General features: G+C 62.8%; 20 protein-coding genes. 17 read left to right on the top strand and 3 right to left on the bottom strand.

From position 1 onward, the window contains the following. Positions 1–3: 3 nt before the first annotated feature. The 7 genes from ACP7AD_RS13325 (at position 4) to ACP7AD_RS13355 (ending at position 5894) form a co-directional block, all read left to right on the top strand. Entirely contained in the window at positions 4–1206 is a 1203-nt protein-coding gene (locus ACP7AD_RS13325; RefSeq protein ID WP_426148075.1) for a nitrous oxide reductase family maturation protein NosD, read from the top strand. A gap of 40 nt (positions 1207–1246) precedes the next feature. Next, a complete protein-coding gene (locus ACP7AD_RS13330) occupies positions 1247–2164 on the top strand; it encodes an ABC transporter ATP-binding protein (protein WP_426148076.1) in 918 nt (305 codons plus the stop codon). Continuing rightward, positions 2148–2972: an ABC transporter permease gene (locus ACP7AD_RS13335; protein ID WP_426148053.1), complete on the top strand. Its 825-nt coding sequence runs from the start codon at positions 2148–2150 to the stop codon at positions 2970–2972. Before ACP7AD_RS13330 ends, ACP7AD_RS13335 begins: the two co-directional genes overlap by 17 nt. Beyond that, positions 2969–3517 carry a nitrous oxide reductase accessory protein NosL gene (locus tag ACP7AD_RS13340; RefSeq protein ID WP_426148054.1) on the top strand — a complete coding sequence of 183 codons (549 nt, stop codon included), beginning with the start codon at positions 2969–2971 and terminating at the stop codon, positions 3515–3517. The genes ACP7AD_RS13335 and ACP7AD_RS13340 overlap by 4 nt, the downstream gene beginning before the upstream one ends. A gap of 34 nt (positions 3518–3551) precedes the next feature. Beyond that, complete coding sequence (locus ACP7AD_RS13345; protein WP_426148055.1) at positions 3552–4328, top strand: hypothetical protein; 777 nt, start codon at positions 3552–3554, stop codon at positions 4326–4328. Next, entirely contained in the window at positions 4325–4768 is a 444-nt protein-coding gene (locus ACP7AD_RS13350) for a c-type cytochrome (RefSeq protein ID WP_426148056.1), read from the top strand. The genes ACP7AD_RS13345 and ACP7AD_RS13350 overlap by 4 nt, the downstream gene beginning before the upstream one ends. Positions 4769–4832: 64 nt before the next feature. Beyond that, a complete protein-coding gene (locus ACP7AD_RS13355; RefSeq protein WP_426148057.1) occupies positions 4833–5894 on the top strand; it encodes an FAD:protein FMN transferase in 1062 nt (353 codons plus the stop codon). A gap of 23 nt (positions 5895–5917) precedes the next feature. Here ACP7AD_RS13355 and ypfH read toward each other — a convergent pair whose 3' ends face one another. Beyond that, the gene (ypfH, locus tag ACP7AD_RS13360; RefSeq protein ID WP_426148077.1) at positions 5918–6544 is read right to left on the bottom strand and encodes an esterase; all 627 of its coding nucleotides are present in this window, start codon (positions 6542–6544) and stop codon (positions 5918–5920) included. 215 nt (positions 6545–6759) lie between these two features. Between ypfH and ACP7AD_RS13365 the strand changes: the two genes are divergently transcribed. From ACP7AD_RS13365 to ACP7AD_RS13390, 6 genes are all read left to right on the top strand, one after another. Continuing rightward, positions 6760–7236, top strand: a complete 477-nt coding sequence (locus ACP7AD_RS13365) for an FKBP-type peptidyl-prolyl cis-trans isomerase (RefSeq protein WP_426148058.1) — start codon at positions 6760–6762, stop codon at positions 7234–7236. Between the two features lie 267 nt (positions 7237–7503). Next, the gene (locus ACP7AD_RS13370; protein WP_426148059.1) at positions 7504–7791 is read left to right on the top strand and encodes a DUF2249 domain-containing protein; all 288 of its coding nucleotides are present in this window, start codon (positions 7504–7506) and stop codon (positions 7789–7791) included. A 64-nt stretch (positions 7792–7855) separates the two neighbouring features. Beyond that, positions 7856–9052 carry an NnrS family protein gene (locus ACP7AD_RS13375; RefSeq protein ID WP_426148060.1) on the top strand — a complete coding sequence of 399 codons (1197 nt, stop codon included), beginning with the start codon at positions 7856–7858 and terminating at the stop codon, positions 9050–9052. A 236-nt stretch (positions 9053–9288) separates the two neighbouring features. Next, positions 9289–9768 carry a hemerythrin domain-containing protein gene (locus ACP7AD_RS13380; RefSeq protein WP_426148061.1) on the top strand — a complete coding sequence of 160 codons (480 nt, stop codon included), beginning with the start codon at positions 9289–9291 and terminating at the stop codon, positions 9766–9768. Then, complete coding sequence (locus ACP7AD_RS13385) at positions 9765–10910, top strand: glutathione-independent formaldehyde dehydrogenase (protein ID WP_426148062.1); 1146 nt, start codon at positions 9765–9767, stop codon at positions 10908–10910. The genes ACP7AD_RS13380 and ACP7AD_RS13385 overlap by 4 nt, the downstream gene beginning before the upstream one ends. Before the next feature lie 242 nt (positions 10911–11152). After that, positions 11153–12409: an MFS transporter gene (locus ACP7AD_RS13390; RefSeq protein WP_426148063.1), complete on the top strand. Its 1257-nt coding sequence runs from the start codon at positions 11153–11155 to the stop codon at positions 12407–12409. A gap of 98 nt (positions 12410–12507) precedes the next feature. On the opposite strand, the gene ACP7AD_RS13395 is transcribed toward ACP7AD_RS13390, so the two are convergent. Both ACP7AD_RS13395 and ACP7AD_RS13400 read right to left on the bottom strand, forming a co-directional pair. Further along, positions 12508–13176 (bottom strand): flavin reductase family protein, encoded by a 669-nt coding sequence (locus tag ACP7AD_RS13395; RefSeq protein WP_426148064.1) that lies wholly within the window; start codon positions 13174–13176, stop codon positions 12508–12510. 51 nt (positions 13177–13227) lie between these two features. Further along, on the bottom strand, positions 13228–13701 hold the full coding sequence (locus tag ACP7AD_RS13400; RefSeq protein ID WP_426148065.1) for a hypothetical protein: 474 nt from the start codon (positions 13699–13701) through the stop codon (positions 13228–13230). 309 nt (positions 13702–14010) lie between these two features. On the opposite strand from ACP7AD_RS13400, the gene ACP7AD_RS13405 reads away from it, so the two are divergent. The 4 genes from ACP7AD_RS13405 to ACP7AD_RS13420 all read left to right on the top strand — a co-directional run bounded on the left by ACP7AD_RS13405 (position 14011) and on the right by ACP7AD_RS13420 (position 16867). Then, on the top strand, positions 14011–14586 hold the full coding sequence (locus tag ACP7AD_RS13405) for a DUF1439 domain-containing protein (RefSeq protein ID WP_426148066.1): 576 nt from the start codon (positions 14011–14013) through the stop codon (positions 14584–14586). 158 nt (positions 14587–14744) lie between these two features. Continuing rightward, a complete protein-coding gene (locus ACP7AD_RS13410; protein WP_426148067.1) occupies positions 14745–15545 on the top strand; it encodes a hypothetical protein in 801 nt (266 codons plus the stop codon). Positions 15546–16143: 598 nt separating this feature from the next. Further along, positions 16144–16461, top strand: a complete 318-nt coding sequence (locus ACP7AD_RS13415; protein ID WP_426148068.1) for a 3'-5' exonuclease — start codon at positions 16144–16146, stop codon at positions 16459–16461. A gap of 190 nt (positions 16462–16651) precedes the next feature. Continuing rightward, positions 16652–16867, top strand: a complete 216-nt coding sequence (locus ACP7AD_RS13420) for a hypothetical protein (protein ID WP_426148069.1) — start codon at positions 16652–16654, stop codon at positions 16865–16867. Positions 16868–16946: the final 79 nt, after the last annotated feature.

Genomic DNA, 16946 nt, shown 5'->3' on the forward strand with positions numbered 1-16946 from the left:
AACATGGCATGGGGCGCTGTGCTGCTGGTCAAGCCCGGAGAATCGATTGCCGCAACCATCCGCTCGGCCCAGAGTGGCGATACCGTGCAGGTGGCGCAAGGCGTTTACGCCGGACAACTGCTGATCGACAAGCCGCTCACGCTGCAGGGCCTTGGCCGACCGACCCTCAGCGCGCAAGGCAGCGGCGACGTGATTCGGGTGCGCGCGGCTGACGTGAGCATCGACGGCTTCATCATTCGCGACAGCGGTATCGACCTGGCGGCCAAGAACTCAGGCGTTCATGTCGAGCCCGCCTCGGACCGGGTAAGGATCAGCAACAACTCGCTGCCCTACAACCTGTTCGGCGTGTGGCTGGAAAGCGTCAAGGACGCGCGCGTCGTGAACAACATCATCACCGGCAAGCGTGATTTGCCGTCGGCGGCACGCGGCGACGGCATTCAGGTGTTCAACACCAGCAATGCGCAAATCATCGACAACAACATCAGTTACGCGCGCGACGGCATTTATGTGGATGTCTCCCGCAATGCATTGTTTCGGGGCAACAAGATCCATCACCTGCGTTATGGCACGCACTACATGAACACCCATAACAGCATCTGGGAAAACAACGAGTCCTATCTCAATCGCGGCGGCCTGGCGCTGATGGAAGTGCGTGACCTGACGGTGCGCAACAACATCGCCTGGGGCAATGCCGACCACGGCATCATGCTGCGCACGATTCAGGACTCAGTGATCGAAAACAACGTCGTTGCCGGCAACGGGCGCGGCTTTTTCATTTATGACGCCGAGTACAACACCGTGCGGGACAACCTGGTCATTGGCAACCGCGTGGGCATCCACCTGACGGCCGGCTCCGGCAACAACAAGGTCGATGGCAATGACTTCATCAGCAACCAGGAGCAAATCAAATATGTTGCTGCGCGCGATGTGCAGTGGGGCCGCACCCAAGGCAACTACTGGAGCAATTACAGCGGCTGGGATCAAAATGCCGACGGCATCGGCGACGTGGCCTATGAAGCCAATGACGTGGTGGACCGGCTCAACTGGCAATACCCGCTGCTCAAACTGCTGCTGACCAGCCCCTCGATACAGACGCTGCGCTTTGTCGCGCGCCAGTTTCCGGTGCTGCGTGCGCCCAGTATTGTGGACAAGCATCCGCGCATGCAGCCTGCGCATCAGGACTGGAGGCGCTGGAGTGATAAATGAAAAAAGGGCAGGTACGGCTGAAGTGATCCAAAAAACAAATGTGATCGAAGTGGCCGATGTCAGCAAAAGCTATGGCGACATCACGGCGCTGGACGGCATCAGCCTGTCGGTGGCGCAAGGCGAGATGTTCGGCTTGATCGGTCCCAACGGGGCCGGCAAAAGCACGCTGTTCAAGCTCATGCTGGGGCTCATCTCGCCGACTTCCGGCAACATCCGGGTGCACGGCGTGCCGATCGATGGCCGCGACTTCAGGGCGGTGCGACGGCGCATCGGCTACCTGCCTGAAAGCTTTGTCACCTACGACAATTTGACGGGCCTGGAAATACTGCGTCTGTTTGCCGATCTGAAGCAGGTGCCGCGCAGCAGTTGCGCGGCATTGCTGGAGCGCGTCGGGCTGGGCGATGCGGCGGGGCGGCGGGTCAGCGGGTATTCCAAGGGCATGCGCCAGCGACTCGGCTTTGCGCAGGTGCTGCTCGGCAAACCGGACCTGATTTTTCTGGATGAACCAACCAACGGCCTGGACCCGCAAGGCATCCATGATTTTTACCAGATCCTGCGCCAGGTTCAGGCGCAAGGCGCCACCATCATCCTGACCTCGCACATTCTGGCCGAGATCCAGGAGCGGGTGGACCGCCTGGTGATTCTGCAAACCGGGCATATCGCCGCACAGGGAACGCTGGCGCAGTTGCGCACGCAGCGCGTCCTGCCGTCGGTCATCGAGGTGACGCTGGCGCCTGGCCAGCAGGCCGGCATTGAGGCCGGGCTGGCGCGCATGACGGGACTGCAAATCAGCATGAACGGCCAGCGTGCGCGCATTTCCTGCCCGCCGGCGCAAAAAGTCGCGGTGCTCGAACTGCTGTTTGCGCTTGGCGGTGCGGTTCAGGACATTGCCGTACGCGAGCCGTCGCTGGAAGACCTGTTTCTGGGTTATGGGGGGCAGCATGTTCAAGCACATTGAGTGGGCACAGGTTCGCGTCATCGCGGCCAAGGAATGGCGCGAGCGCATCCGCAACTGGTGGGTACTCGCGGTGGCGGTGATTTTTGCGCTGTTTGCGCTGGCGATTGCCTACTTCGGTTCGGCGCAACAAGGCAGCGTTGGCTTTCAAAGCATCGATGTCACCATCTCCAGCCTGGTCAGCCTGGTGATTTACCTGGTGCCGCTGATCGCCATGATCCTGGGCTACGACGCCATCGTCGGCGAAAGGGAACGCGGCTCGCTGGAGTTGCTGCTGTCGATGCCGATCACCCGCTTTGAAATTTTGCTCGGCAAGTACCTGGGTTTGTCGGCCGCCCTGGCCTGCGCCACGGCGATTGGCTTTGGCGCCGGCTTGCTGCCCTTGGCAAACCAGCTGGGCGCGCGCGACTTTTACCATTACGCAGGCTTTGTTTTTTCTGCCATCTTGATGGGTATGGCTTTCCTGAGCCTGTCGCTCTGGCTGTCTGTGGTGTCGCAAGACCGCATGCGTGCCAGCGGCATGGCGATCGGGACCTGGTTTTTCTTCGTGCTGGTGTTTGACCTGCTGCTGATGGGTCTGCTGGTGGCCAGCAAGGGCAGCCTGAGCAGTGCCGTTTTTGCCAGCTTGCTGATGCTCAACCCGGCCGATGTGTTCCGGCTGCTGAACATCTTCAGCTCACAGCAGGTGCAGACCATGTATGGCCTGGCCACCGTCATGCCGGGCAGCCTGACCCACCCGATGGTGCTGATGAGCATCATGCTGGGCTGGATCATCGTGCCCTTCCTATTTGCCAACTGGAGATTCAAATGAAAGCGATCAATACCGCCAGGCGCCAAGGCCTGCGCACATCCATCCAATGGGCCGGCGCCCTGGCCCTGCTGGCACTGCTTCCGGCCTGCAACCGCGCCCTGCAGCCAGCAGTGGCGCTGGAACCCGGCAGCGACACCGCCTGCGTGGTCGATGGCATGGTGCTCAAAGACTTTCCCGGTCCCAAAGGGCAGGTGCACTATGCCGAAGGCGCACCCGACTTTTACTGTGACCTGATCGAGCTGTTTACCGCCTTGCTCATGCCGGAGCAAAAACGCCCGCCCAGCGCCGTGTTTGTGCAGGACATGGGCAAGACCGACTGGAATCGTCCAGATGCGAACTGGATTGATGCCAAAACGGCCTTCTACGTGACCGGAAGCCGAAAACCCGGCTCCATGGGGCCGACCTTCGGCTCGTTCTCCACTCAGCTGGACGCCGACACCTTTGCCAAAAAAGAAGGCGGTCAAACGATGCGCTTTGCGCAAATTACACCCGACATGGTCAACCTGACCGGCGGTATGGCACACGACGCCACGATGTCGCGTTGAGGTGGCCCGCTTGAAACACGAATTCACCCCCGCCATGGATACCTTGACCCCAGCGCCCCTGAGCGCCGAAGAGTTGCAGGCTTTGTTTGCAGAAACCAACTACCGGCTGCGCGAATCACGCAAAGCGGTATTGCAGCGTTACGCGGTGCAAAGTGAAGCCGAGCTGCTCGCACAAATCGGGCAAGCCTGCGTGGCCGAACACCCCGCCTACGAGCTTTACCTGAGTGCGCTGATTCTGGAACAAACCCGCATGCAGATCAGGGCGGAAATGGTGTCGCAACTCGATCCCGCCAATCCCGCCAATGAAGCCGATTTACCGTCCATCAGCGTGCATTTGGGACTCCGGGAACAGTTGCAAACCCATTACGAATCGCGTTTGCTTGAACCGGTCCAATTGGCACAAGATGCCCTGATGTTGTCGTTCGATACCGGCCTCAAGGTGGAAGTGCGCTATTTCAGCCGCCAGGAATATTCCATCAGCTGGTCTTGGGGCGACTTCGAGTTGCGTATCGATACCGCGCCCTCGCATCCCGTCTGCACGACGCAACCTCACCATCTGCACAGGGAAGACGGCACGCTGGCGCCAGACAGCGCAACTTTGCCTGGCACGGACTGCTGGCTCAACCTTTCCGGGCTGCTGGACCGGTTGTTGTCAGACCCTTTGCTGGCAGCGCCGACCTTCGATAAAAATGCGGCAACGGATTGCGCCGCCACAACAGGGAGCCTGGCAAGGAGCACGGCGCCCATCAAGTCAACTGCAATTCATCCCCTCACCCAACCTCTTCAATCTCGACAGGAAATCAAATCATGAACGCCTACAAATTATTGCCCCTCGTCCTTATTGCGGCTTTGGCCGCATGCGGGGAAAAAGCGCCGACGACCAGCGAATCGACAGCACCGGCAGCGGTGACGCCAGCGGCAACAGCGCCGGTCACGCAACCGGCGCCAACCGCCGCAGTCGCACCGCCCACAGCGGCAGCCAAAGGCCCGGCGCCAAGCGCGGAAGTGCTGGCCCAGGGCGAAAAAATCTACACAGCGACCTGCCTGGCTTGCCACGGCGCAGGCGTGCTGGGTGCGCCGAAATTTGGCGACAAGGCCTTGTGGGCGCCGCGCATTGCCAAGGGAATGGACACGCTCTACACCAACTCGATCAATGGCATCAACATGATGCCGGCGCGCGGCGGCAATGCCGCCTTGAAGGACGATGAGATGAAGGCCGCCGTTGACTACATGGTCAGCAAGGCAAATTAATGTGACCAGGGAAGCGTCGGCCAGCCTGGCTTGACGCTCCCTTGCCCGAAAAGGTATCTCGTCCATGTTTCCTAAAATCCTGCTCACCATCATCAAGTCCCTGGCCAGCGCCCTGCTGGTGCTGTCGTGGCCCAGCAGTTACGCCGCCAATGAAGCCATCCACCGCATTCCAGGCCATGTGTTCGGAACCACGGTCGAGGTCGCGATTTACGGTGAGCCCGAGGCGCGCGCGAATTTGCTGGGGGCTCGTGTGCTGAGCGAGTTCGACCGCCTGCATCACAAATTCCACGCCTGGCAACCCAGCGCACTGACCGCCCTGAACGACAGCATCGCACGTGGCGAGTCGTACCAAGCCGATGCCGAAATGGTCAGCCTGCTGCAGACGGCCACGCAACTGGCGGAGCGATCGGACAATTTATTCAACCCGGCGATCGGTCACCTGATCCGCCTGTGGGGATTCCAGAGCAGCGACATCACAGCACAGTCACCCGCACCAGCGGAAATCAAGCGCTGGGTCGATGCCAATCCGCGCATGTCTGACCTGCGCTACGACGGCACGCAGATTTCCAGCCGCAACAAGGCGGTCATGATCGACCTGGGCGGCTATGCCAAAGGGTACGCGCTGGACCAGGCGGCGCGGATTTTGCGCGATGCCGGCGTGAAGGCAGCGCTGATCAACGTGGGCGGCAATGTGCTGGCGATTGGCCAGCCAGGAGAGCGGCCCTGGAAGGTCGGCATCCGCAACCCGCGCGGCGAAGGCACGGTGGCGGCGGTGGAACTGCATGACAACGAAGCGATGGGGACCAGCGGCGACTATCAGCGTTATTTCATGAAGGATGGCAAGCGCCATCCGCACATCATCGACGGCCGCACCGGGCAAACCATCGACCTGGTGGCGTCGGTGACGATCATCACGTCCGGCGGCGCTGATGTTGGCTTGCGCTCGGATGGGAGCTCCAAGCCGCTGTTCATCGCCGGCCCGCTGCATTGGCGCGCAACGGCGCAGCGGCTTGGCCTGAACGAAGTCATGCTCATCGATGCCAACCGAAATGTCGAGATGACGCCGGCCATGCAGGACCGGATCGCGGCAGGCAAAACGGCTGAAACGTCAAAGCGCACGCGCTGACCCGCGAAAGTGGGAACCGGCGTTTAAAGTGCCCTCCAGAAGCGCAGCGGCACGCAGGTCTGCAGCCGTGTGATCGCCTGGTCGATCAGCGCCGGATGCAGCTCGTGCGCCAGCGTGCTGGCCACGTCCAGCGTGGCGTCGGCGCTAAGCTCCATCAGGTGCGCAAAATCATGCCGGACGCGGGCCACCGGCACGACCGGGTCATTCTTGCCGTGCAAAAAATGCAGCGTGGTGAGCGCCGGCGCCCTGGCCGGCCAGGCGGCGTAGCAGCCGCCAAAGGCCAGCACCCGGCCGGCCAGGCCGTCGTGCGCTTCGCTCAGGGCCAGCGCCAGGCTGGCACCAGCGCCAAAGCCGAGCAGCGCGGTGTCGGACTGCAGCGCGCTAAAACGCTGCTGCTGCGCGCGCACAAAATCGGCCAGCGCCCTGACGGCCTGCGCCAGCGCGTCGGCGCTGACCGACGCATCGGCCGACGGCAAGGTCAGTCCTTCGGGAATCAGCACTGCCGCCTCGGCAAACGCATCGCCCAGCCGGTTGCCCAGTTCCAGCATGTCCAGCGCCGTACCGCCGGCATCGTGCAGCAGCACGAACAGCGGCCTGGGGCTTTCAGCGCCGAACAGCAGTTCAATCGATGCAACAGCAGAAGGATTCATCGGCACGGTGGTCATGGGCAATCGGGAGGAAGTAAACGTCAAGCCGGGATGGTCAGGGCCTTGACTATGGCGCCGGCCACGCGGGCGCGTTGTAGTCCGTCTTCCCGGATGCCTGCGCGATGCCGCTGCCTGCCGGCCATCATTGCTAAGATCATTCACCCCACACCAGGCTGCCCGCGCTCCGGCGCCAGCCCACTGCAGAAAGAAACACCACCATGAAAATTGAAAAGAACACCGCCGTCACGCTGCGCTTCAAAGTCTCTGACGCCCAGGGCAAGCTGATCGAGGAAAACAAGGAGCCGATGGTCTACCTGCACGGTGGCTACGGCAACACCCTGCCCAAGATCGAGGAAGCGCTGGACGGCAAGGAAACCGGCTTCCAGACCACGCTGGCGCTTGCCGCCGAAGACGCCTTTGGCCTGCGCGATGAAGACTTGGTGCGCACCATTCCGCGCAGCCAGTTTCCGCCCGGCGTGAAGGTCGGCGGCCAGCTCGAAGGCCAGGGCAGCGACGGCCGTAAGCAGGTCTTCAACGTCGCCAAGATCAAGGGCGCCACGGTGATCCTGGACGCCAACCATCCGCTGGCCGGCAAGGCGCTGCGCTTCACGCTGAAGGTCACCGATGTGCGCTTGGCGTCCGACGAGGAAATCGCGCACCAGCATGTGCACGGCGAGCACGGCCATCACCATTGAGCCCCCACGCTCCGCCGCTGCGCGGGTCGCTGCCCCCCGAGGGGGCCGCTGCGCCTGCGGCCCGGCGGAGCCGGTTCCGCGGCCCTGGCTGGTGGCAGACCGTCGGGCAGCGCTGGGCCTTGCGGCCTGGCACGCTGGGCTGGTTTCGCGCTGAAAACACATTGTGTGCGTTCGCAGCACAAAGCCATATCCCTGTTGGCTGAATAGATGTATTATCAATGCATCTTTCAATCCGGTTCCTGAACCGTCATTTCAATCGGAGCTTCCATGACCGTCTGCACCTCCCCCACCCCTGTCGATGTCCGCCAGCTGGCGCCGCATGACCGCTATCCGGTGGCGTCTGCTGCCTTTCATTTGCTCGACGCTGGCGAAAGCATGGAACTGGTTCATGGCCAGGACCTGAAGGCGCTGAAGCTCCAGTTCGAATCCAGCCTGCCTGGCAAATTTTCCTGGGCCTGGCTGGAACAGGGTCCGGCGGTCTGGCGCGCATCCCTCACCCGCGTAAAGTCAGGCCACAGCAACGGTGGCTGCTGCGGCGGTTGCGGCGGCGCCTGAGCGGCTTCGCGCCCTGCCACGCCGGTGCGGATGCTGGCCTGGCGTTCCCTTGAAAGACTTCCCGATGTCACAACTTCTGCAGATCAAGCAAGCGCCGGCTGCGCCGGCCGCGTCGCCGCCCGGCTTTGCCCTGTGGCAGCTCGGCTTTCGCCCGTTTTACCTGCTGGCCAGCGTGTTTGCTGCGCTGTCCATCGGCCTGTGGGCGCTGCAGTTTGCCGGCTGGCTGGGCCAGCCCTACCTCCAGGGACCGATGTGGCATGCGCATGAAATGCTGTTCGGCTTCACGCTGGCCGTCATCGTTGGTTTTCTGTTCACCGCCGGGCGCAGCTGGTCGGGCCGGCCGACGCCGACCGGACCAGCGCTGATGGCGCTGGCTGCGCTCTGGGTGGCCGGCCGGGTGCTGGTGCTCACGCCCTTTGGCTGGGCCGCCGCCGTGGTCAATGTGGCGTTTCCGCTGGCCGCCGCCGTCGGGCTGGCGATTCCCTTCATTGCCGCGCGCAACAAGCGCAACTATTTTTTCATCGGCCTCTTGGTGCTGATGGCGGCCGCCGTGCTGGGATTTCACCTGACGCAGCTCGGCGTGACGCAGCTGCCCGGCTGGATCGGCATCCAGGTGGCGCTGGACGTGGTGCTGTTCATCATGGCGGTGATGGGCGGGCGGGTGATTCCGATGTTCACCAACAGCATTGCCGGCGCCAGCGCCACCAAGCGCCCGTGGCTGGAAAAGCTGGCGCTGGGTTCGACCCTGGCCTTGCTGCTGGCCGATCTGCTGGCGCTGCACGGCGCACCGCTGGCGCTGCTGGCCGGCGTCTGCGCCAGCGCGCACCTGGCGCGCTGGGCGCTGTGGCAGCCCTGGAAAACCTTGCGTACGCCGCTGGTCTGGGTGCTGCATGTGGCGTATTGCTGGATTCCGGTGCACCTGGCGCTGCGCGGCCTGGGCGAAATGGGCCTGGTTGCGCCGTCCATTGCCATTCATGCGCTGACAGTGGGCGCCATCGGCGGGCTGATCATCGGCATGATGACGCGCACCGCGCTCGGCCACACCGGCCGGCCGCTCAAAGCCAGCCGCACCGACGTGGCGTGCTACCTGCTGGTGCTGGCTGCCGCGCTGATCCGGGTGCTGGTGCCGCTGCTGGCGCCCGGCCAGCTGGTCAATTCCGTGATCTGGTCGGCGGCGCTGTGGTCCACCGGCTTTGCGCTGTATGCGGTGGCTTACTGGCCGGTGCTGACGCGGGTGCGGGCGGATGGCAAGCCGGGCTAGGCTTTTTGGCGTCCTGGGCAGGGCTGAATAGCCACAAAAGATACACCCACCCGTCCGGCTCTTCAGCGCGAGCAGTGGTTGCCTGACGCGGAGAGTTCCTACACGGGTGCGGCAGCTTTTTCCACACGACAGCCAAGGTTGTGGGGCCAAAGTGTCAAGCAATCCGATCCACCCCGGGTCGGCATTCACCTTGAGGAACCCAACTCATGACCGAAACCGTGGCGTATGAAGACGCGGTGGATCTGCTCGATGCAGACCACAAAGCCGTCAAAAAACTTTTCATCACTTTCAACGCGCTCTGCGAAGACAATGCGCCGGCCGAGCAAAAGCAGCTGATGGCTCAACGCATCTGCCAGGCGTTGACCGTTCATGCGCAGATCGAGGAGGAGATTTTCTATCCCCAGGTGCGCGCAGCGATCGGCGACGACGCGCTGATGGACGACGCGCTCGAAGAGCACAGCGAAGCCAAGCAGATGATCGCAAAAATCCAGGCCATGGAGGCCAGCGACGAAGGGTATGACGACGCCGTCAAGGCGCTGGGAACCCTCATCGACCAGCATGTCTTGGAGGAGCGCGGGCAGATCTTCCTGCAGGCGCAAAACGCCCCGCTGGACCTGCGCGGCATGGTGCCGGCACTGGCGGCCCGGAAAAAGCAACTGCAGCAAAGCGCGGCAAAACCGGCGACGTCACCCAGAAAGAAGAGGGCCGAAGCATGAAAGCACTTGTCTACAACGGCCCGCGCGACGTGCAGGTCAGGGAGGTGCCCGATGCCAAGATCGAGCGCGCCACCGACGTGCTGGTGAAGATCACGAGCGCCAACATCTGCGGCTCCGACCTGCACATGTACGAAGGGCGAACCAGCATGGAGCCCGGCCGCATCCTCGGCCATGAAAACATGGGCGAAGTCATTGAAGTGGGACCGGCCGTCGACCGGGTCAAGGTGGGCGATCGCGTCTGCCTGCCCTTTAACATCGGCTGCGGATTTTGTGAAAACTGCGAGAAGGGCTTGACCGGGTTCTGCCTGACGGCCAATCCCGGCACTGCGGGCGCGGCCTACGGCTTTGCCGGCATGGGCCCCTACAGCGGCGGACAGGCCGAGTTGCTGCGGGTGCCTTACGGCGACTTCAATTGCCTGGTGCTGCCGCGCGGCTCGGAGGAAAAGGAAAATGATTACGTGATGCTCTCGGACATTTTTCCTACGGGCTACCATGCGACCGAACTGGCCGACGTCAAACCCGGGCACAGTGTGGTGATCTATGGCGCGGGGCCAGTCGGCTTGATGGCCGCGAGTTCGGCCGTGCTCAAGGGCGCGAGCATGGTGATGGTGGTCGATACGCACAAGGACCGCCTGCAGCTGGCCGAAAAGCTTGGCGCCATTGCCATCGACGACACCGAAGGCGCCGGGGTGGAGCGCATCATGGAACTGACGGGCGGCAAGGGCGCGGATTGCGGCTGCGAATGCGTGGGTTACCAGTGCTGCAACATGCACCGCGAGGAAGTTTCCAACCTCACCATGAACAACTTGGTGGCTACTGTCAAGGCCACGGGTGGCATCGGCGTGGTCGGTGTCTTCGTTCCGGAAGATCCCGGTTCCCAGGACAAGCTCCAGAAGCGCGGACAGATGGCTTTTGACTTCGGGCAATTCTGGTTCAAGGGCCAGCGGATGGGCACGGGGCAAGCCAACGTCAAAGCCTACAACCGCTTGCTGAGCCGGCTGATCGAAAAGGACAAGGTCAAGCCGTCGTGGATCGTTTCGCACGAACTGCCGCTGGAGCAGGCGCCCCAGGCATATGCGAATTTCGACCAGCGGAAAACGGGCTGGACCAAGGTGGTGCTCAAGCCGGGAAAATCAAAATAGCCCGAAGCATGCGCCGCTGACCACCACCGGCGCCTTGCGTGTTGGCGCCAACGTCACGCCCCGCCTGTCCCGTTCTGGCTGGGCCTGCGCTGCCCGTAGCGCAGCAAAGGGACCCAGACAGTCGGGTCGCCCTTTCTTTTGCTCACTATTCTTTGGCGATAGCCAAAGAATAGTGAGTTGCCGCCGGGCACCCCCCGGCCAGCGCAACCACCGGTGTACCCTCAAAAATACAGGACACCGCCATGCACCCCAACCCGCCCCCCGCCAAGCCGCCCGTGCGCCCCCTCTGGCCCATGCTGTTCGCGCTGACGACCGCCTTCGCGCTCAGCCAGGCCTACCGCACCGTCGCCACGATCATGGCCGCGCCGCTGCAGGCCGACTTTCACTTGGGCGCGCAGGCGCTGGGACTGTTTGCCGGCGCCTTTCACTTTGCCTTTGGCGCGATGCAGCTGCTCATGGGCATCGGCATCGACCTGCATGGCGTGCGGCGCACCGTGCTGACAGCGTTTCCGGTGGCGATTGCCGGCTCGGCCCTGTCGGCGCTGGCCACGTCCTACCCGATGCTGGTCGCCGGCCAGGTGCTGATCGGCATGGGCTGCGCGCCGGCCTTCCTGGTGTGCACCGTGTTCATTGCGCGGCACCTGCCCGCCGACCGGTTCGCGGCGATTTCCGGGCTCACGCTGGGCCTGGGCGGCATCGGCATGCTGCTGACCGGCACGCCGCTGGCCTGGCTGATCGAGGCCACGTCGTGGCGCATGGGCTTTTGGGTGCTGGGCGCTTTCGCCGTGCTGGCGTGGGGCCTGATCTATGCGCTGGTGCATGAGCCGGCGCTGCCCGCAGCCATGGCGCAGGCCCGGGGAGCGCAAGCCCGGGAAACGCTGGGCCAGGCGATTGGCAAGTTCGGTGCGCTGTTTTTGCTGCCGCACACGCTGGGCATCGTGCTGCTGGCGGCCGTGGGCTATGCGTCCTTCATCTCGCTGCGCGGCCTGTGGCTGGGGCCGATGCTGATGCAGCGCCACGGCTTTTCGCTGGTGCAGGCGGGCAACGTGGCGCTGGTGATGTCGCTGGCCTCGCTGGTCGGCCCGCCGCTGTTTGGCCGGCTGGACCCGGGTCCGAAGCACCGGCGCCGCTGGATTGTCGGCTTCACGCTGCTGCTCGCCGGGCTGTTCGCGGCCTTTGCGCTGGGGCATAGCACGTGGGTGGACGTGGGCGTTCCCATTGTCATCGGCCTGCTGTCGGGCTACATGGTGCTGCAGTATGCCGACGTGCGCGCCGCCTACCCGGCCGAGCTGACTGGCCGTGCCATGGCGGTGTTCACCATGGCAATGTTCCTGGGCGTGGCCGGCATGCAGTGGTTGACCGGCATCGTCGCGTCCGTGGCGGCGGCGCAGGGCATCGAGCCCTTCACCGCCGTGCTGGCGAGCATTGCCGCGCTGCTGGCGACCGGCGCGCTGGCGTTCACCGTGCTGCCGAAGCCGTTGCGCCACGCCACGGCCTGAACATTGTCACTACTATTTTTATAGCTGCATCCGCCCGCTGCATATGCGCAAACGCCATTTTTGATTGATAAACTGGCGGACGGGCCGACTCTTGCCCCTCAAGCCGGCCGGTACATTTTGAACAGCTGCTCGGGGCCGACGCTGAAATAGTCGCCCGGCCCGCCGCCGCGCAGAATGTGTTCGGCGCCGGCCGTGTCGTACACGCCGTCCTTGAGCAGGCGCTGGGCGATGTGTACCGCCACCACCTCGCCCAGCACCAGCCAGGTCGGCACTTTCGCGCCATCGGCACCCTGGAGCTGGACGATCTGCGTGGTGCGGCATTCGAACGACACCGGGCTTTCCTGCACGCGCGGCACTGAAATCACCCGCGACGGCGCTGGCGTCAAGCCCGCCAGCTCGAACTCGCTGACCTCGGGCGGCACGGCAGCGCAGGTCTGGTTCATGGCCTCGGCCAGCGGGCGCGTCGCCAGGTTCCAGGCGAATTCGCCGGTCTGCTCGATATTGCGCACCGTGTCCTTGTAGCCGATGCTGGCAAAGCCGACGATGGGCGGCGTGTAGTTGAAGGCGTTGAAAAAGCTGTAGGGCGCCAGGTTCAGGCTGCCGGCCTGGCTGTGCGATGAAATCCAGCCGATGGGACGCGGCCCGACGATGGCGTTGAACGGGTCATGCGGCAGGCGGTGGCCGCTGCGCGGTTCGTAGAAATGGATGGCATCAAGCAAGGGAAGTGCTCCGCTGTGGGTGAAAGGACAGGTTCTAGGGCGCAGCATGCACCTTACCGCAGCCCGCCCTGCCCGGCTGCCGCTCCTGCGGCGCCCTGGCTAGCGGCGGTTCGGAATATCGGGCCGAGGGTCGAAGCGGTCGGAAATGCCGTCGCCGTCGCGGTCCCGGCCGCGTTCCGCGCGGTTCGGTGCGCCGCCCTGGTTCGGGTTGCGGTCAACGCGGTTGGGAACACCATCGCCATCGCGGTCGCGGTCCACGCGGTTCGGAATGCCGTCGCCATCGCGGTCGCCTTGGGCACGGCCCGGACGCGGACCGTGCGCGAAAGGCCGTCCCGGGCGCGGCCCCGGCACGATGACCACTGGCGGCGGTGGCGGAGGACGGTTGTAGCCGCGTGGGTAGCCATAGCCGAAACCGTCGGAGCGGTAAATCGTGCCACCGCCCTGGATGTAAACCGGCTGCTGGATGACCTGAGGAGCCGGTACGTCATAGCCGTAGTTGTCGTAGCCAGGGGCCGGATACACCGCGCAGCCAGTCAAGCCGGCAGCCGCGCAAAGCACTAAAAATGTTTTCATGAAAAGCTCCCGTCACCGCCTGTCAAAGACGGCAGGCTGGTGCATTGTGGTCTTGCGAAGTATCGCAGCGGTGTGATCCTGTCAAGAAAACATGTCCGGCCGTTACCAGATGTAGTTTGATGGCCTTGCCTGATCTGCTATATTTTAAATAGCTATATACGCCCGTGCTGATTGCGCAAACGGCCTTTTTCATTAAAAATTCGGCCGCCGATGCCAGCGTCATCACCGGCCGGGCGGAACCGACGCCGCCGCAGCGCGTCTGACCACGGAGCCCCGGCCGCACGATCTCCGCACACCACAAGGAAACCGATGAATCGCAGACGCATGCTGACACTTCCCGCCTGGCTGCTGGCCACCGGCGCCGCCGGCCCCGGCCTTTTTGGCGTACACGCTGCAGGCCAGCCCGGCTACACCGTGTCCACCGGCCAGCTGGAGCAGGCCGTTGCCCAGAGGTTTCCGCTGCGTTACCCGGTCGGCGGGCTGCTGGACCTCAAGCTGATGACGCCGCGCCTGCGCCTGCTGCCCGAGTTGAACCGCCTGGGCACCGAAATGATGGTCGAAGCCGCCGGCCCGGCGCTGGGCCGCCCCTACAGCGGCACCTTCGACCTGGATTTCGCGCTGCGTTACGAAGCCCGCGACCGTACCCTGCGGGCGCACCAGCTGCGTGTCAATGCACTGCGTTTTCCCGACCTGCCGCCCGGCCCGTCGTCGCTGCTGGACGCCTACGGCCCGGCGCTGGCCGAGCAGGCGCTGGGCGAAGTCGTGCTGCACACCTTGCGCCCGCAAGACCTGGCGCTGCCAGATGCAATGGGCCTGCAGCCCGGCAGCATCACCGTCACGCCCAGGGGGCTGGCGGTCAGCTTCATTCCCGCGCCGCCACGCTGAAGCAACCCGCCGCGTTCACCGCCTTCAGAAAGCCGATTGGTTCGGCCAGCCGCCTAAAATCCGGCTACTTTTGTAAGCAGCCGTGACGCCGGGTGGCGTTTTATGGCAAATAATGCAGGGCAACAGGTTTTTGATTCTCACCAGGCAAAGGCACGCACATGGACTCCTCAACGCTTACCGTCTTGATCGCCGTCGCCGGCCTTGCCACAGGCTTTGTGCTGTGCTGGCTGCTGATGCGCGGCCGCAGCGCCGCCCCTGCACCGCAGGCCAAGCCAGAGGCGCAAGGCGAACTGGCGCAGGCCAGGGGCCGTATCCGCCAGCTGGAAGACGAACGCCAGTTGGCCGTCAAGAACTTCGAAGACCTCAAGCACGAGACCGCCCGCGCGCGCAGCGTGGCCAACGCCATCAAGAAAGACAGCGCACCGCCAGCCGAACACGTCGCCCAGGTCAACGCCCTGCAGGCGCAACTGGCTGCGCTGCAGGCGCAGGAACAGGCGCTGCGCGCCGAAGCCTCCAAGGCCAGGTCCGAAGCGCTGGCTGAGCAAAGCCAGGCGAAGGAATATTTCCGCTCGCTGGAAAAAAACCAGCAACTCGCCGCCGCCAACGCCCAGGCGCTCAAGCTGGAAGCCGACCGGCTGCGCGAAGCGCTGGACGTGGCCCGGAAAGAGCAGGCCCGCGCGCTGGCGCTGGAGCAGGAAATTGCCACCCTCAAACGCAACGCCGCCGCCATGCCCGCTGCAGCGCAGGCAACGCGTCCAGCCGCTGCTGTGCCAGCGCAGGCCACGCAATTGCCGATGCTCGAAGAACAGGTTCTGGCGCTGCAAAACCTGGAAAAAGCCATCAAGAAAGAGTTCCAGCTGCTGTCCGAAATCCAGCGCAACGTCACGCTGACATCCGCCACGCGCCACGAGTTCAACGACAGCCCCGAGTCACGCACCGGCAACGCGGCAGCCGCCTGAGGGCGCTCAACCGGCAAAGCCAGCCGGCTACTTGCCGACGCGCACCCGACGAATCGCGCGCCCCTTCCCCGGCACTGCTTCGGTGAAGGCCGCATACATCAAGTAGCCCCGCCCGACGCTGCTGGACGACCGGAAGGCCTCCAGTCCATGCCCTCGGCGCGGCGCCGCCATCGCAGGCGCAGGCGCCAAGGTACCCAAAACAGGCGGTAGACCGGAAATTCCGGCCGTCAGGGCGTGCCGCTTCACAAGGGAAGGCACTCCATCGGCCAAGGCGTGACGCCGGGTGCCAGGGATGCGGCCGGGAATGATGCGGGAAGTTGTTGTGTTCCCGCCCCTGACGGCCTTTTTACAGGGCGCACGGGAAAGACGCGCCAACACCGCCACCCCTGTCAGCAAACCAGCACCAGTACCCGTGCATGATTTTCGTCACAAAATGTTAATAAATGTGACTTTCTGATGGCAATTCTTATTCCCGCGATGGGCAGCTGCGCATCGCGCATGACCAGCGGCGAGCGCCGGCTGGCCTTCCTGGAGCGCTGCACACCAGAAGGGTCACGCCTGGGGCGATATAGCGGTGATTTTTCGGTGCCACGACGAAATGAACGAATGCGCCCATGCATTGAACTGCGCCCGGCTGCCGCACCAAGTGCGCAAAGGCGCGGGCAGCTTTCACCCCAACGAGGACACGATTAAGGTGCTGACCATGCACGCCAGCAAGGGGCTGGAGTTTCCGGTGGTGGCGCTGGTGGGCATCGGGCAGATGCCAACGGCTGGCGAGGATGAGCGGGACGAGGCTCGGCTGTTTTATGTGGGGGCGACTCGGGCTATACAGAGCTTGGTTATTACGGGGAGCGGGATCAGAGCGTTTTGGCTTCGGATTAGAGTGATGGCATCAATCACTTCTTTATATTTCTAGCGTGAATTCGTGTTAATTTATAATAAAGATATGGGTAACCAATAACTATCCAATTATTGGCAATAATTACTCAAGATCAGCATTTCACGCCCAGAGGAAGTATTATTAGATTAACATTTATTTATTTATTAACACTCAAATATTTTTATTTAACCAATTCATCAAAAATCCAAATTAAAAACTAAATAATATGATTGAACTAGCCTCATTAAAACCTCTAACTACCGCAATTTTATTACCAATCATTAAAAATATTTTTGAATTAGGAAGAAAAGCCGGAATCAAAGGAATAAATAAATGGAATGAAACAAAGTATCATGCAAGAATACAAAGAAAAATTTCATCGATTGAGACTCTGAAAACCTTTTGGAGTAAAGTGGACCCCGGATTTGAGACAGCGGTTTAAGTAGGACACTGTCGCAAGAAATGGGTAAATCATGAGTGAATCGAAGAAACGCAAAGCGCACCTGCCGGAGTTCAAGGCG

Origin of the sequence: Polaromonas sp. DSP2-3-2b2 (assembly GCF_049895905.1) — a bacterium.
Classification (GTDB): Bacteria; Pseudomonadota; Gammaproteobacteria; order Burkholderiales; family Burkholderiaceae_C; genus Polaromonas.